Raw genomic sequence first — 14204 nt, forward strand, 5'->3', positions numbered from 1 at the left:
GTGCGCGGCCTATTGCGGCGTATAGGCGGGGCAGGTTCCGATGAACCGCCGGGTCCGCTCGTGGGCCGCTTCCATGACCTGTCGCTGGCGCGCTTGTTCGATGGCGTCGGCGCGATACTGCGCAGCCATCATCGACTGAAGCTGAAGCTGCTGACGGGCGACGAGCGCCGTCAGTTGATTGCCGGCCTGCTGCGCCTGCAAGCCGCCGGTCGCGGCCTGGCTTTGCGCGACGAGATCGGTGAGCAAGGCGCCGTCGGCCCGGACGTTCTCGACGACCTGGGCCTGAACGCGCATCGTCTGACGATAGCCCTGCAAGGACGACTGGAGCCGGGCGCGCGCCTGCTGGACGATCTGGTCGGTGCTGAGGCTTCGATCGAATGTCTGCGGAAACTGTTCGCGCAGCGTCGCGTCGGTGGCGGCGACGTCGAAGGCGATGCCTTCGGCGCGAGCCATCAGGCCGTCGATGCGCTCGATGGAACGCGTGAGCTGGTCCAGCGAAGAGAAGTCCAGACGCTGGAGCTGGCGCGCCTGGTTCTGCAACATGGTCGCCTGGTTCTGAAGCGCGGTGATCTGGTTGTTGATCTGCTGGAGGGTGCGCGCGGCCGTCAGAACGTTCTGGCTGTAGTTGGTGACGTCGAAGACCTTGAGCTGGGCGTGGGCCGGCGAAACCGGCGCGAGCGCGCCGCCGGCGGCGACGGTCGAGGCCAGAACGGCGGCGATGAGGGGGCGGGAATTCATGAGGTCGGCTCCTTCTGCTGGTTGAATGGCTCGGCAGACGCCGCGCCGGGATAATCGCTGAGGAGGTCGGCGGCCCACGGAAGGCCGCGCTCGCGCAGGAAGGCCGCGCCGAATGCCTCGGGTCCCGCGTCTTTCAGGGCCGCGTCGCTTACTAGAGCGTCGATCAAGGCCTGGGTCGCGGGGTCGGACGCGCCGCAAAGCGCGAGCGCGACCGGGCCGAGCGCGAGTTCGAACAGCCGGTTTCCGCCGCGCGACTGGAGATAATAGTGCCGCTTGGGCGTCGCCCGGGCGATGAGTTCGACCTGACGCTCGTTCAGGCCGAAGCGTTCATAGGCGGCGTGGGACTGCGGCTCGACGGCCCGGTCGTTCGCCAGGAAAATGCGTTGCGGGCAGCTTTCGATGATGGCCGGCGCAATGCTGCTGTCGGCGATGTCAGCCAGAGACTGCGTGGCGAAGACGACGCTGACGTTCTTCTTTCGGAGCGTCTTCAGCCATTCGCGGATGCGTTGGGCGAAGGTCGGATTATCGAGATAGACCCAGGCTTCGTCGAGGATGAGCAGGGTCGGACGACCGTCGAACCGGGCTTCCAGGCGGTGGAAGAGATAGCTCAGCACCGGCAGGACAAGGCTGGGCGTGTCCATCAGGGTTTCGGTCTCGAAACACAGGACGTCGGCGAGGGTCAGCCGGTTTTCGGCGGCGTCGAGCAGTCGTCCGAACGGCCCTTCCAACGTCCACGGCGCGAGCGCAGATTTCAGCGCCTGCGATTGCAGCAGGACGGACAACCCTGTCAGCGTCCGCTCTTCCGGCGGCGCGCTGGAAAGGCTCGTCAACGCCGACCAGAGCATTTCCTTCAGCTCGGGCGTCACGATCAGTTTCTCATGGCTGAGAAGTTCGGCGATCCAGTCGGCGGCCCACGAGCGTTCAGCGTCGTCGTCGATGTTGCAGAGCGGCTGGAAGGCCAGCGCGTCCCCCTCCCCGAGCGCGATATGGTCGCCGCCCATCGCCAGCGTCGCCGCCCGCGCCGACAGCCCCTTATCGAAGATGTAGACCTGCGATCCGGCGTAGCGGCGAAACTGTAGGGCGAGCAGCGCCAACAGCACCGACTTGCCCGCGCCGGTCGGCCCGACGATGAGCATGTGGCCGACGTCGCCGATATGGGTCGACAGCCTGAACGGCGTCGCTCCGCGGGTCTCCGCATAGAGAAGCGGCGGACCGTCGAGGTGGACGTTTCGAACGGGCCCGGCCCAGACCGCGGACAACGGCATGAGGTGGGCGAGGTTCAACGTGTGGACGAGCGGCTGACGGACGTTGGCATAGACATGGCCGGGGAGGCTTCCGAGCCAGGCTTCGACCGCATTGACGGACTCGCGGATGCAGGTGAAGCCGAGCCCGTTGACGATCCGCTCGATGATGCGGACCTTATTTTCGACCGCGCCGCGATCGACGTCGGACACGGTGACGGTCGTGGTCAGATAGCCGAAGGCGACATGGTCGCCGCCAAGCGCCTGCAAGGCAAGGTCCGCATCGACCACCTTATTGTCGGCGTCGGTGTCGGTCAGCGGGACCGGCTCGTTGGTCATCACCTCGCGCATCAACTGCGCGATCGACTTGCGCTTGTTGAACCATTGGCGCCGGATCTTGGTCAGCGCCTTGTTCGCCTCGGTCTTGTCGAGACAGATGAAGCGGGTCGCCCAACGATAGGCGAAGTCCTGATGATTGAGCGCGTCGAGCAGGCCGGGACGGGTCGCGTTGGGAAAGCCCAGGATCGTGACGGTCCGCAGATGCTCGTCGCCCAGCATCGGCTTGATGCCGCCCGACAGAGGGGTGTCGACGAGAAGACCGTCCAGATGCATCGGTGTCGACGGTGCGGCGATCGGATGCCGCCGCGTCGAGATCGTCGCGTGGAGAAATGACAGCGTTTCTGCGTCATCAAGGCCACGCACCATCGGCATGAAACCGGAGAGGAGATCGAGGACGCGATCGGTCTCGGCGACGAACGCCCGCAGCTCTTGAAGCCAATCGCGGCCGACGTCCGGGGTGTCCCGCTCCAGAAGCGCGCGCTCCGCGCGATTGACCTGATCGGCGGGCGGCAAGTAGCAGAGCGTGAGATGAAAGCGGCTCTCGAAATGCTGCCCGCGCCGTCCATCGAAATGCGCCCGCCGCTCTTCATCCACCAGCCAGGACGCCGCATCGGGAAAGGCGCTGTCGGGGTAGCCGAGCGCTTCGACGCGGACCGCATCGAAGAACAGCGCCCAGCCCGAGCCAAGCCGGCGCAAGGCGTTGTTCGCCCGTGCACAGACCGAAACCAGTTCGGCCTCCGTCGCGGATTCGAGATCGGGACCTCGAAAGCGAAAGGTGCGCTGGAACGCCCCATCCTTGTTGAGGACCACGCCGGGCGCGACCAGGGCCGCCCAGGGCAGATGATCGGCGAGAAGGTCGGCGGTGCGGCGGTATTCTCCTAGGTTCAGCATGACCACCACCCCTTCTGCCGAAGGTGGCGGACGCCGACGGCGGCGAAGTCCGGGTCCCGCTTGGCGGCGAAAACTGCGAGGCTGTGTCCGACGAGCCAGATGATGAGGCCGGCGATCCACTGCTGGAGACCGAGCCCGATCGCGGCGGCGAGCGTTCCATTGAGGATCGCCACGCCGCGCGGCGCGCCGCCGAGCAGGATCGGTTCGGTCAGCGCGCGATGCAGCGGAACCTCAAAGCCCTCGACGCTCATGCGATGAGCGCTCCGCCGCCGAAAGAGAAGAAGGACAGGAAGAAGCTCGAGGCGGCGAAGGCGATCGACAGGCCGAACACGATCTGGATCAGCTTGCGGAAACCGCCTGAGGTTTCTCCGAACGCTAGGGCGAGCCCGGTCGTGATGATGATGAGGACCGCGACGATCTTGGCGACCGGGCCCTGAACCGACTCCAGCACCTTCTGGAGCGGTTCTTCCCAGGGCATGCCGGAGCCTGCCGCGAGAGCGACGACCGGGATCAGGACCCCGGCCAGGACGACCGAGGCGGACAGGCGCGGATGCACGGTAGGCGTCATGGGAGTTCTCCTCTGAGAAGGGCTTTGAGCTGAGGGGGATTGAGGTCGGTCACGGCGTAGGCCCCGTCGCCGTCGAGGCCGGTCACCTCGGCGACGGTCTCGATCCGCCGTCCGACGCCGCGACCGCGGATGAAGACGACGAGATCGATCGCTTCGGCGATCAGACGGCGCGGCACCGTGACGACGCCTTCGGCGACGAGCTGTTCGAGCCGGTAAAGCGCGGCGTGCGCCGAGTTGGCGTGCAGCGTGGCGATCCCGCCGGGATGGCCTGTGTTCCAGGCCTTGAGCATGTCGAGCGCTTCGGCGCCCCGCACCTCCCCGACTACGATCCGGTCGGGCCGAAGGCGAAGGGTCGAGCGCACGAGTTCGGCCATGCCGACGACGCCAGGTCGCGTGCGCAGCGGGACGGTGTCCGCCGCCGCGCATTGCAGCTCGCGGGTGTCCTCGATGAGGATGATCCGTTCGTCGAGCCCGGCCATTTCGGCGAGCAGCGCGTTCGCGAAGGTCGTCTTTCCTGACGAGGTGCCGCCGGCGATCAGAATGTTCTTGCGGTCCACGACCGCGCGCCGAAGGACGTCGGCCTGGACCGGCGCGAGCATCCCGTCAGCGATATAGTCGATGAGGCGATGGACCTTCACGGCGGGCTTGCGGATCGCGAAACAGGGCGCCGGGGCGATCGGAGGGAGAAGACCTTCGAACCGTTCGCCGCCACTCCCGTCGGGCGACGTCGGAAGTTCGGCCGAGACGATGGGCGCGTTCGGATGGACCTCCGCACGGACGTGATCGGCGACGAGACGGACAATCCGTTCGACGTCCTGCGGCGTCATCCTCACGCCGGTGTCGGTGCGGCCTTCGCCCAGCCGATCCAGCCGCAACGCGCCGTCTGGATTGACCATGATCTCTATGACCACAGGATCGGCCAGTGCTTCGGCGATCGCTGGCCCCATCGCGGTACGCAGCATGGCGCGGCGTCGGCCGAAGGTGACGGGATTGGCGCCGGTCACGCCGCGTCCTCCTGGACGGTCGGCATGTCGCTAGTCTCAGTCCCGGCGATCCGTCGCCCAACCTGATCGATGAATTTCTGGAAGCGTTCGCGCCCGACCGCGCGGGCGGCCGCGTCCGGCTCGGGAATCTGCGCGGTAAGGCTGAACTGGAAGCTGAGGAAGAGCGAGACGCTTTCCAGCAGCACGTTCATGTCGCGGGCGACACGTCGTTGATCGGCCGACATCCGGTCGAGGCGCGCCTTCAGCAGGTCGTCGACCTCGCGCATTCCACGGCGGCGGAAATGCTCGCGCAACGCGCCCGCGACGATGGCCGATTTCGAGGTTCCGGGGGCCTTCGCCAACCGATCGAGTTCGGCAGTGAGTTCGGCGTCGAGATAAACGTGGTGGCGCGGCTTCATGCCCGTTCCACCGGGGTCGGAAACCGGCTGACTTGGGCGCCTTTGGCACGATTGATCATGAGCCTCGTCCGTCGGCCGTCGCGACGCGCGACGGGTCGACAGCGAAGATCAGGCGAGGCGGCTCAGGCCGTTACCCCCGTTATTCTCACTCAAATGCACGGACGCAGTCGATGACAGCGCGCGGGATCAACTCTAGCAACGGGTTTTTCAGCTCACGCAATCATCTTTGACGGAACGCGCGCACATGGCGCGCGCTCCGTTGAGGTCAGCCGTTCAGCTTGTCCTTGACCGCTTTCGCGGGCGCGAAAGTCAGCTTCTTCGACGCGGCGATCTTGATCGTTTCACCCGTCGCCGGATTGCGGCCTTCGCGCGCCGGGCTGTCCTTCACCTTGAACTTGCCAAAGCCGTTCAATGCAATCTCGCTGCCGCCAGCCGCCGCATCGGCGATCGCGGCGAAAACCGCGTCGACGATTTTCCGGGCGTCGGCTTTCGAGGTCCCGTGCTCGGCCGCGATCTTGTCGGCCAGGTCGCTGTTGTTCATTGGTGTCTCCAGAGGATTGTTGAGACGCTTCGCGTAGCGTGACCTCCGGTCATCGTCACGCGTGAAATACGGCGTTCTAGAAATCGGGCAGCAGGTCGTTTCCTTTGCCTGTCGCCTCATTCATCGCGTGAGCGCGAGCGACATTGCTCAGCGCCGTCATCGCGCGCCGATCCAGCGCCGGGTCGCCGTCGTCCTCGCCGGTCGCAGCCGCGTCGTGAATCTCGGGCTCCCGCGTCGCGTCGGCGCCTTCCTCGGCAAGGCCCGGATGCCGTTGCTGTTGAAGACCCCCCTCTCCTGCGATCGCTGCGATCAGTTCGTCCTCATCGGGAGCGACAAGCGCGACATGCGGTTCACGCACCTGACCGCCCCAATCGTCGGAACGCGCAGCGGGGCGGTCGGCATATCCATCGTCCGCGAGTTCGGGAGGGCGCAGAACCCGTGACTTGAAATTCCGGTCCTCATAGTAGCGGAGCTTCTTTGCCCGGATCGGCGCGAGCCCGGACACCATCACCAACTCGTCGGCGGGCGGAAGCTGCATGATTTCGCCGGGCGTCAACAGCGGACGGGCTGTCTCCTGCCGGCTGACCATGACATGGCTGAGCCAGGGTGCGAGGCGGTGGCCGGCGTAATTGCGCTGGGCGCGCAGCTCGGTGGCGGTGCCGAGCGCGTCGGATATCCGCTTGGCGGTCCGCTCATCGTTTGAGCTGAAGGCGATGCGGACGTGGCAGTTGTCGAGGATGGCGTTGTTTTCGCCATAGGCCTTGGAGATCTGATTGAGGCTCTGCGCGATCAGATAGGCGCGAATGCCGTAGCCGGCCATGAAGGCGAGCGCCGTCTCGAAGAAGTCCAGCCGCCCAAGAGCGGGAAACTCATCGAGCATCATCAGCAGGTCGTGCCGCCGGCTCTTCTTCGGATCGCCCTCGAGCCGTTCGGTCAGACGCCGTCCGATCTGGTTGAGGATCAGACGGACGAGGGGCTTGGTGCGGCTGATGTCCGACGGCGGTATGACGAGGTAGAGCGAGACCGGCGCAGCTGCGTCCACAAGGTCGGCGATGCGCCAATCACAGGCAGAGGTCGTCTCCGCCACGACCGGATCGCGGTAGAGGCCGAGGAACGACATCGCCGTGGACAGGACGCCCGAGCGTTCGTTCTCCGACTTGTTCAGCACCTCCCGCGCCGCCGACGCGACGACGGGATGAACCATCGGATTTTCAGGGACGCCGAGATGGTTGGTCTCCATCATCCGGCGCAGGGTGTGAGCGAAGCTGCGCTGAGGATCGGACAGGAAGCTGGCGACACGCGCGAGGGTCTTCTCCTCCTCCGCATAGAGGACGTGGAGGATCGCCCCGACCAGCAGGGAGTGGCTGGTTTTCTCCCAGTGGCTGCGCCGTTCGAGCGCTCCTTCCGGATCGACGAGGATGTCGGCGATGTTTTGAACGTCCCGCACCTCGTCGGGACCTTTGCGGACTTCCAGCAGCGGATTGTAGCGCGCCGAGCGGGGATCGGTCGGGTTGAACATCAGGCAATGCGAGAATTGAGCCCGCCATCCCGCGGTGAGCGTCCAGTTCTCGCCTTTGATGTCATGGATGACCGCCGAACCCGTCCACGATAGCAGGGTGGGCACGACCAGGCCGACGCCCTTGCCCGAACGGGTGGGCGCAAAGGCCATCACATGCTCAGGACCGTCGTGGCGCAGATAGTCGCCGTCCTTGACGCCGAGGAAGACGCCGGACGGCCGCATCAATCCGGCGCGCGCGATCTCGCTGTGCGTGGCCCAGCGGGAGGAGCCGTAGGTCGTGACCTTCCGGTTCTGCCGGGCGCGCCAGAGCGAGCCAGCGACAGCAGCGGCGCAAGCGAGGAAGCCTGAGGCCCCCGCCAGCAACCCCGCCTTGTCGAAGACGTCGGGCGCATAGGCCTCGTAGTGGAACCACCAGCCGAACAGCGCCCAGGGACGATAGACCGGAACATCGAGCAGGGTGAGCATCGGCGGACCGAGCTGCGGCTGATAGCCGAGCATCGCGGCGGCCCATTGCGTCGCCGCCCAGACGCCCAGGATCACCATGCCGAAGCAGACGAGGATTTGGCCGACGAGAAGTTTGGTAGGGGTCACGGCGTTTCTCCGCCGCCGGCGAACGCGCGCGCGGGCGGCGAGGCGAGACTCCCATCATGCGGATCGGATCGTTAGGCCGTTTATCCGCATTCAAGCGCACGGACGCGCCCGGCTGCCCATCCGGTCATGAACCGCTACGATCTCCAAAAGCCCGGCAAGCGCCGCGTGGGCGGCCGCCGGCGCGGCAGGAACGGGAGACGCAAGCAGAGAGGGATAGCGCAGTTCCTGTCTGGAATGGGGAACGTCGAGCGCCTCGATCAAGCGAGCGACTTCGCGGAATCGGAGACGACGCTCCGCTTCGCAAGACTGTCCGCATGGCCTTCTCCAGATTATGGCCGACCGACGACATCAGCCACGCCTCGTCGCAGTCGCTGCGCAAAATCTGGGCCTTGAGCGCCAACTCAAGGGCATGGGCGACGAGGTGCCAGCAGGAGCGCAGATCAGACCGCTTCGCCACGACGACACCCGCTGCCTCGGCATAGTCGCGCGCCAAGGCGAGGTAGGCGCCCGCCCTCTTGCAGTCACTCATCAGCGCATAACCTCCCGTCTAGGTGATCGACGGCCCGCCGCGCCCGCGCCCGATCGTCCAGTTGACGCCATCGCCCTTCATCACGCCCGACACCATGCGGCCGACATGGCGGTCGAGAACCGGCCGCCAGGGCACGAGGGTGAACTCGCGGGACTTTTCGATCAGCGCGACGCGCCCCGACGCCAGGTCGACCGGACGACGGTAGACGCCCTCGATCCAGTCGCCCGACCGGCTCTCGACATAGCCGAGACCGAGTTCGTCCGAGAGGGTCCCGGCGACGCGGCTCATCTCGCGCCGCCTGAGCTGGGCGAGCATGTCGCGGCGATAGACGATCTTGCCCTGATCCTCCTCGGCCAACTGCTGCCTTACGAGCCAACGCATCCGGCGGGCCTTCGCCGCTGCGATCTCCCGCCCGAACCCCGCGTCGCGCGTCGCCTCTGGCGCGGACGCGACCAGTTCGCGGTCGAGCCAAGTCACGCCTTCGAAACCGGCCTGTCGTTCGAGCGGGATTCTGGAAAGCGTGTCGACGACCACCGGCGCCGCCTTGGCGCGCTCGGCTTCGAACGCCGCCGCCCGCGCGACATGATCGGGCGCGATCGACCAGCGGCCGTCGGGTTCGCGCGCGACTCCGGCGCCGGCCTTGCGCATGGCTTCGAGCCGGCGAACATGCGTCTCGGCGAAATCCTGCGTCGCGGACGCGTCGTGACGGAGATGAAGGTCGACGCTGTAGCGGCCTCCGTTCGCCGCGGCGATCTCGGCGACGGTGCGGTCGGCGGCGCGGGCGTCCGTGGGCGTCGCTCGGATGCGTACGACCGCGCCCGCTGGAAGTCTCTCCGTCGTCTCGCCCCGTCCGATGTCGACATAGTGGATGCGGCCGTCGGCGGCGTCGATGATCAGGTAGTGACGATCATTGAGTTCGTCGGACAGGCCGCGTTCGATCACCCGTCCGACGATCGGCTGCATCGAAGACGGCTCGGCGATCACGGCGTCCAGGCCCGGACGTTCGACGCCATGGACGGTGAAGGCGCGCTGCATCGTGCGGATGATGTCGCCGCGTTCGCCCATTCGCCGCAAGGTCTCCTCGCTGTCCGGCGCGAGCGTCCAGCGTCCTGCCCCCAGCTCGCGCGCCAGGCCCAGCCGACCGAGCGTCTGCAATCGGCCCGCCCGCAAGGTCTGCTGGAACGGATCGCGCTCGAACGCGACGACGACGCCCCCGGCGTCGGGATCGCGAAGGAGCCGCCGGTCGAGGCTCGTCAGCCGCTCCTGCGACACCTCCGCACGAAGCCGGTCGGCGATCTCGATGTCGCTGCGCGGACCCAGGTCGAACGAGACGAGTTCGGCGGCGCGCTCGCGCATTCCCTGCGAGAGATAGTCGCGCGCGATGACGAGGTCCTTCCCGCGATCGTCCTTCCCGCGCACGATGATGTGGGTGTGCGGATGGGCGGTGTTGAAGTGATCGACCGCGGCCCAATCGAGCTTCGTCCCGAGATCCATCTCGACCTGCGCCATCAGGCGGCGCGTCAGGGACTTGAGATCGTCGTAGGATGCGCCGTCCTCTGGCGAGACGATGAAGCGCACGTGGTGGCGGTCGCCGTCCTGACGGTCGAGAAAGGCCCGGCGGTCGACACTGTCCGCGTCCGCCGAATAGAGACGGCCCGGTCCCCCGTCCCGCGTGGTTCCGTCGCGTTCGACGTAGCGCAGGTGCGCGAGCGCCGGAGCGAGTCCCTTGGGACCGTCGAGGCGCACGATGCGCGACTTGATGATCACCCGGCGCTGACGCAGCGCCGAAAAGCGGTCGCGTGAGGCGAGGACGCGGCCGACGCCTGCGCCGCGCCCGATCCGCGCGCCGGAGAAACCGCGCCTGCCCCGCCCTGACGCTGCGCCGCCGCGCGCCAGGTTCGCCGCCTTCACGACGCGGCCGACATAGCTTCGCGCCCGCGCCTTCCCAAGCGAGCGGATGCGGCCGAGGCGCGGTTCAAGATCGTCGTCGTTCGACATGGCGGCTCCTTTCGGCGGGCGCGAAACCTCGCCCGAACCCCCGACATGGCGCGGCCGAACGCCTTTGCCTATTGGCGCCATCGCAAAGCCCGGATTTGCGGGCTTTCAGCGCCCAATGGCGCCATCGCGCCGGGCATGGCGCTATTCGGCCCTCGAAAAAACGATGTGCAGACAATCACTTGCAGCGCCATCCCGAAAAGATGGCGCTGTTGTTTTATCTTGCCTTGCACGCCTTGATGCACCCGCGCCGATGAAGGCCGATGCCCCGCCCCGTGCCGTCAGACTGAAATTCCGGGCGGTTGCGGCCGCTTGCCCGAATCCGGCCTTCGCCCCTACGAGGGTTGCAGCATCCTAGGAGGGTAGTCCATTTTTACGCGACGCGAGACATCCCTTGGGTTCCTGGCGGCGGGCATCGCTTCGCTGGCCTGGCCTGCATCAGCTCACGACGGCGGAGTGGCGTCCCGGCTTGCGGAAGCCGCCCTGCCCTTCGATGCGGCCCAAGATCTCGGGCAGGATGCGAAGCTTGTAGAGGCTCTCGCTGCGGTCATCGGGGATCGCGATATCGTCATGCTGGGGGAGCCAAGCCATGGCGACGGCAGTTCGATCCGGCTGCGGGGCCGTCTGGTTGAGCTCCTGCATCGTCGGTTCGGCTTCGACGTCCTCGCATTCGAGGCCGACTTCTGGTCGCTCACCCGCGGCTGGGAAGCGATAAGCGAGCCGGCGCAAATCCGGCCGTTCGCGGACGGCAACCTCTACGATTTCTGGGGCCGCGCCCCGGCCGTCGACGGCCTTTGGACCTATGTGGAAGCCGTATTCGCCAAGGGCGGCCACCTCGATGTGTGCGGTTTCGACTGCCGCTTGAAAGGCGAAATGGCCCGCGAAAACCTGACGGCGGCTCTCCGTTCCACCGTCGGGGCGAACCTCTCCGACGAACAGTTCAAGGCCTTCGCCGACGGCTACGCGGCGCTGCAAACCGCCGAGTTCGCCGTCCCTCCGCCAAAGGAATTGCAGGAGGGCTATTTCGCCTCGATCGATCAGATGATCGCTGCGCTTCAGCAGGAAAACGTCTCGACCGATGCGGTTGAACAGGCCCAAGCCGAGCTGCTCAGTCTGGCGGCCTGGGCCCGGGTGGCTTGGGAGGGCCGCTCGAGAGACGAGGCGATGGCCGCCAACCTGGAATGGCTGGTCACGCAGAAATTCCCCGGCCGCAAAATCATTGTCTGGGCGCACAACAACCATATCCTCAAGGACCCCACGGTCTATCTGGACATTCGCGACCCCGGCCCCGCTCAACAGATCGCGACGATGAGCGAGGCGCAGAAAGCCGCCCTCTCCTACGTCGGCAGCGTCTCTTCCCGAACCTTTCCTGACCGGGTTTGCGCCATCGCCACCACCTTGGGACGAGGTGAAACCAGCGCCCTGTTCTACAAGGCGCTGGAAGGCTCGAAGATCGATTTCACCGTGACCCGCCCCGTGCCCGCCCATGCGTCGGATTCGATAGAGGCCATGCTTTTGGAGAAGAACGCGGAGGCGGCCCTCCTAGACCTGCGCGACCTGTCGCACGAGGACTTCTTCCGATCGCGCCTGATCGATCTGAACTATCCCGCCGACGCGCCATTTGGGCGCGGCTATGACGCCGCCATCTATCTAAGAGATGGGCGCGGGCTCGCCTGACCGGCGCATTCCCGACCCAAGGATCGCGCCGGTCGCTGGCGCGGTCGCAGGGGTCATCGCCCCTGCTCCAGAAGCTTGAGCGACGCCGTTTCGAGCATCGCCCGCTGGGCCTCGGCGGCCTCCAGTTCAGCCGCGATCTGACGCAGTTCGCGCGGATCAAGCACGCCCCTAAGCTCGGCGCGCAGTTCTTCGATATGCTGTTCCAAGGTCATTTGAACCTCCTGTCGAGTGAAAGACAGGTGCGGTTTCCGGCGCGGGGCGGGCCGGGTCAGGGACCGCGAAGCGGCCGCGCAGCGGCGATGGGGGAAACGATTTTTCCCGGCGCGCCCGGCGTTCGATCGGGAAGGCTGACGTCTGTCCGCCGGGAAAAATGGTGGGGCCCCGTCGTCCTTGAGGCGGCCCGCTCCGCGCCGGATGATGGGGGAGTCTGAGCGGACATCCCCCTCTCCAGTACGGGCGCCGCCGCCCTGCTTTATGCGCCGCGCCGAACCACCGTGTCCCTCCAGCCATCCAGCAGCGCGAGGTTCTCGTAGCCGAGCCGATGACAATGCGGCTGGAGCAGCTCGAAGACGGCGAGCGCCTTCTCGAAGGCGCCGGTGCAGCACCACATCACCACCTCGCCCGGCTCGTCGATCACGGTTGAAAGCACCTCGAAGCGATCGACCGGACCCTCTTCGTCGGCATAGAAATATTCTTCAGACTTCGGCATCTCCGTCTCCCTTCGCCGATTGACGGATGCAGCGACCGGAGCGGAAGGGCCGGGTCAGGGACCGCGCAGCGGCCGCGAAGCGGCGATGGGGGAAACGATTTTTTCCGGCGCGCTCCGCGCTCTACGGATGCGCGCCGACGCCTGCCCGCCGGGAAAAATGGTGGGGCCCCGTCGTCCTTGAGTCGGCTCGCCCCGCGCCGGAGGCTGCATCCCATTGTCGACAACCCGATAGCGACGAGGCGCGCCGACCGACGCGAATGGCGTCGCAGTTAAATTCGCGCGCCACCGCGACCCTCCCCTTACGGACGGTCGCCTAGCGGCCGTCGCACCGCGAACAGACTGTCGGACGCCGTCGCCTCCGGCGGGGCGGAGGTCGACGCCTCAGGCCGGACGAGCGCGAAGAACAGGCTCTCGCCGGACAGGACGGCGGGCGGCATCTCGCGTGTCGCAGGCGCGCGGGCGAGCTGGGCGATATAGGCGCGCGTCTCGCCCGGAAGCGGCCGCCCCGTGGCCAGATGCTCGGCGTAGCGGCCAGGACCGGCGTTGTAGGCGGCGAACAGACCGGGATAGCCGAAGCGGTCGTGCATCAGTTTCAGATAGGCGGTCCCCGCCATGATGTTGTCGCGCGGATCGTGCGGATCGGACCCGAGTCTGTAGCGGCGGCGCATCGCGGCGTAGGTGCCGGGCATGACCTGCATCAGGCCCATCGCGCCCGCGCGCGAGGTGATCGGACGCCCGTCGAGATGGGTCCGGCCGCCGCTTTCGGCGCGCATCACAGCGGCGATCCACGCCTCGGGGACGCCGAACCGGCGCGAGGCTTCGCGGATCAGCGGCGTCCAGCGCGCGACGGCGGGCGGTGTCGCGACAGCCGTGGCCGGGGGGACGTCGGGCGCCGGGTCAGCGACGGCGGGCGCACGCGTCATTCCGAGAGCGAGCGCGAGCGCGGCGAGCCTCAGCGCAGCCACAGCGGGGTCGCCTTTCCGATCACGGCGGCGCGCGAGACGGGTCCGAAATATCGGCCGTCGAAGGAGTCCGGCGCGTCCATCAGCAGGAGGACCGCCCCGTCTTTCAGGCGGCGACATCCGCGCCACCAGGGCAGCGGTCGGCCGAGCCGGTCCGCCTCGCGCCGCTTCGCGACGAGACGGGCGTTCACGTAGATCCACGGCCCGAGCGCGCAGACGAGGTCGCCTTCGGCGGCGGCGACGCGCTTGAGCAGCGGCACGTTCGTCGGCAGGTAGCGGCGCTCGGCGGCGAGGCGGCGGACGCTCGCGGGCGTCGCCGCCAGCACCATGTCGCCGACGCCGTAGGCGGCGTGCGGATCGATGCGCCATAAGCCGATCGGCGCGCTGGCTGAGGCGTTCCAGACGAGGCGCGGCGCGGGGCGGACGCCGAAGTCGAACGCGGCGGCGACGCCGATGAGCGCCGCCCCGGCGGCGGCCGCACCGAGCCAGCGACGCGCGCGGC

14 protein-coding genes are annotated in these 14204 nt (G+C 67.2%); 1 reads left to right on the forward strand and 13 read right to left on the reverse strand.

Annotated elements, in window-relative coordinates; translation table 11 throughout:
• Positions 1-9: 9 nt before the first annotated feature.
• The 9 genes from trbJ to rlxS form a co-directional block, all read right to left on the reverse strand.
• Positions 10-738, reverse strand: coding sequence for a P-type conjugative transfer protein TrbJ (trbJ, locus tag ACU5AP_RS11005; protein WP_446681238.1), 729 nt, complete (start codon positions 736-738; stop codon positions 10-12).
• Positions 735-3209 carry a conjugal transfer protein TrbE gene (trbE, locus tag ACU5AP_RS11010; protein ID WP_446681247.1) on the reverse strand — a complete coding sequence of 825 codons (2475 nt, stop codon included), beginning with the start codon at positions 3207-3209 and terminating at the stop codon, positions 735-737. The genes trbJ and trbE overlap by 4 nt, the downstream gene beginning before the upstream one ends.
• Positions 3203-3460 carry a VirB3 family type IV secretion system protein gene (locus tag ACU5AP_RS11015; RefSeq protein ID WP_253107885.1) on the reverse strand — a complete coding sequence of 86 codons (258 nt, stop codon included), beginning with the start codon at positions 3458-3460 and terminating at the stop codon, positions 3203-3205. Before ACU5AP_RS11015 ends, trbE begins: the two co-directional genes overlap by 7 nt.
• Positions 3457-3777: a TrbC/VirB2 family protein gene (locus ACU5AP_RS11020; protein WP_253107886.1), complete on the reverse strand. Its 321-nt coding sequence runs from the start codon at positions 3775-3777 to the stop codon at positions 3457-3459. The genes ACU5AP_RS11015 and ACU5AP_RS11020 overlap by 4 nt, the downstream gene beginning before the upstream one ends.
• Complete coding sequence (gene trbB, locus ACU5AP_RS11025; RefSeq protein WP_253108930.1) at positions 3774-4739, reverse strand: P-type conjugative transfer ATPase TrbB; 966 nt, start codon at positions 4737-4739, stop codon at positions 3774-3776. The genes ACU5AP_RS11020 and trbB overlap by 4 nt, the downstream gene beginning before the upstream one ends.
• Before the next feature lie 38 nt (positions 4740-4777).
• Positions 4778-5179 (reverse strand): ribbon-helix-helix domain-containing protein, encoded by a 402-nt coding sequence (locus ACU5AP_RS11030; protein ID WP_269297205.1) that lies wholly within the window; start codon positions 5177-5179, stop codon positions 4778-4780.
• Between the two features lie 265 nt (positions 5180-5444).
• Positions 5445-5720 carry an HU family DNA-binding protein gene (locus tag ACU5AP_RS11035; protein ID WP_269297203.1) on the reverse strand — a complete coding sequence of 92 codons (276 nt, stop codon included), beginning with the start codon at positions 5718-5720 and terminating at the stop codon, positions 5445-5447.
• Between the two features lie 76 nt (positions 5721-5796).
• Entirely contained in the window at positions 5797-7830 is a 2034-nt protein-coding gene (locus ACU5AP_RS11040) for a conjugal transfer protein TraG (RefSeq protein WP_446681239.1), read from the reverse strand.
• A 547-nt stretch (positions 7831-8377) separates the two neighbouring features.
• On the reverse strand, positions 8378-10357 hold the full coding sequence (gene rlxS / locus ACU5AP_RS11045; RefSeq protein WP_446681240.1) for a relaxase/mobilization nuclease RlxS: 1980 nt from the start codon (positions 10355-10357) through the stop codon (positions 8378-8380).
• Positions 10358-10810: 453 nt separating this feature from the next.
• Between rlxS and ACU5AP_RS11050 the strand changes: the two genes are divergently transcribed.
• On the forward strand, positions 10811-12031 hold the full coding sequence (locus ACU5AP_RS11050; protein WP_446681241.1) for an erythromycin esterase family protein: 1221 nt from the start codon (positions 10811-10813) through the stop codon (positions 12029-12031).
• Between the two features lie 53 nt (positions 12032-12084).
• Here ACU5AP_RS11050 and ACU5AP_RS11055 read toward each other — a convergent pair whose 3' ends face one another.
• From ACU5AP_RS11055 to ACU5AP_RS11070, 4 genes are all read right to left on the reverse strand, one after another.
• A complete protein-coding gene (locus tag ACU5AP_RS11055; RefSeq protein WP_446681242.1) occupies positions 12085-12243 on the reverse strand; it encodes a hypothetical protein in 159 nt (52 codons plus the stop codon).
• Positions 12244-12503: 260 nt separating this feature from the next.
• Positions 12504-12740: a hypothetical protein gene (locus tag ACU5AP_RS11060; RefSeq protein ID WP_446681243.1), complete on the reverse strand. Its 237-nt coding sequence runs from the start codon at positions 12738-12740 to the stop codon at positions 12504-12506.
• Positions 12741-13039: 299 nt separating this feature from the next.
• Positions 13040-13663 carry a lytic transglycosylase domain-containing protein gene (locus tag ACU5AP_RS11065; RefSeq protein ID WP_446681244.1) on the reverse strand — a complete coding sequence of 208 codons (624 nt, stop codon included), beginning with the start codon at positions 13661-13663 and terminating at the stop codon, positions 13040-13042.
• 29 nt (positions 13664-13692) lie between these two features.
• A partial coding sequence (locus ACU5AP_RS11070; RefSeq protein WP_446681245.1) for a S26 family signal peptidase occupies positions 13693-14204 on the reverse strand: 512 nt, incomplete at its 5' end.

The organism is Brevundimonas sp. RM1, from assembly GCF_052907225.1.

Excerpts from the sequence above, each read along its gene's own strand:
- trbJ (WP_446681238.1), bottom strand. The coding sequence starts at position 738 with ATGAATTCCCGCCCCCTCATCGCCGCCGTTCTGGCCTCGACCGTCGCC.
- trbE (WP_446681247.1), bottom strand. The coding sequence starts at position 3,209 with ATGCTGAACCTAGGAGAATACCGCCGCACCGCCGACCTTCTCGCCGAT.
- ACU5AP_RS11015 (WP_253107885.1), bottom strand. The coding sequence starts at position 3,460 with ATGAGCGTCGAGGGCTTTGAGGTTCCGCTGCATCGCGCGCTGACCGAA.
- ACU5AP_RS11020 (WP_253107886.1), bottom strand. The coding sequence starts at position 3,777 with ATGACGCCTACCGTGCATCCGCGCCTGTCCGCCTCGGTCGTCCTGGCC.
- trbB (WP_253108930.1), bottom strand. The coding sequence starts at position 4,739 with ATGCTGCGTACCGCGATGGGGCCAGCGATCGCCGAAGCACTGGCCGAT.
- ACU5AP_RS11030 (WP_269297205.1), bottom strand. The coding sequence starts at position 5,179 with ATGAAGCCGCGCCACCACGTTTATCTCGACGCCGAACTCACTGCCGAA.
- ACU5AP_RS11035 (WP_269297203.1), bottom strand. The coding sequence starts at position 5,720 with ATGAACAACAGCGACCTGGCCGACAAGATCGCGGCCGAGCACGGGACC.
- rlxS (WP_446681240.1), bottom strand. The coding sequence starts at position 10,357 with ATGTCGAACGACGACGATCTTGAACCGCGCCTCGGCCGCATCCGCTCG.
- ACU5AP_RS11055 (WP_446681242.1), bottom strand. The coding sequence starts at position 12,243 with ATGACCTTGGAACAGCATATCGAAGAACTGCGCGCCGAGCTTAGGGGC.
- ACU5AP_RS11060 (WP_446681243.1), bottom strand. The coding sequence starts at position 12,740 with ATGCCGAAGTCTGAAGAATATTTCTATGCCGACGAAGAGGGTCCGGTC.
- ACU5AP_RS11065 (WP_446681244.1), bottom strand. The coding sequence starts at position 13,663 with ATGACGCGTGCGCCCGCCGTCGCTGACCCGGCGCCCGACGTCCCCCCG.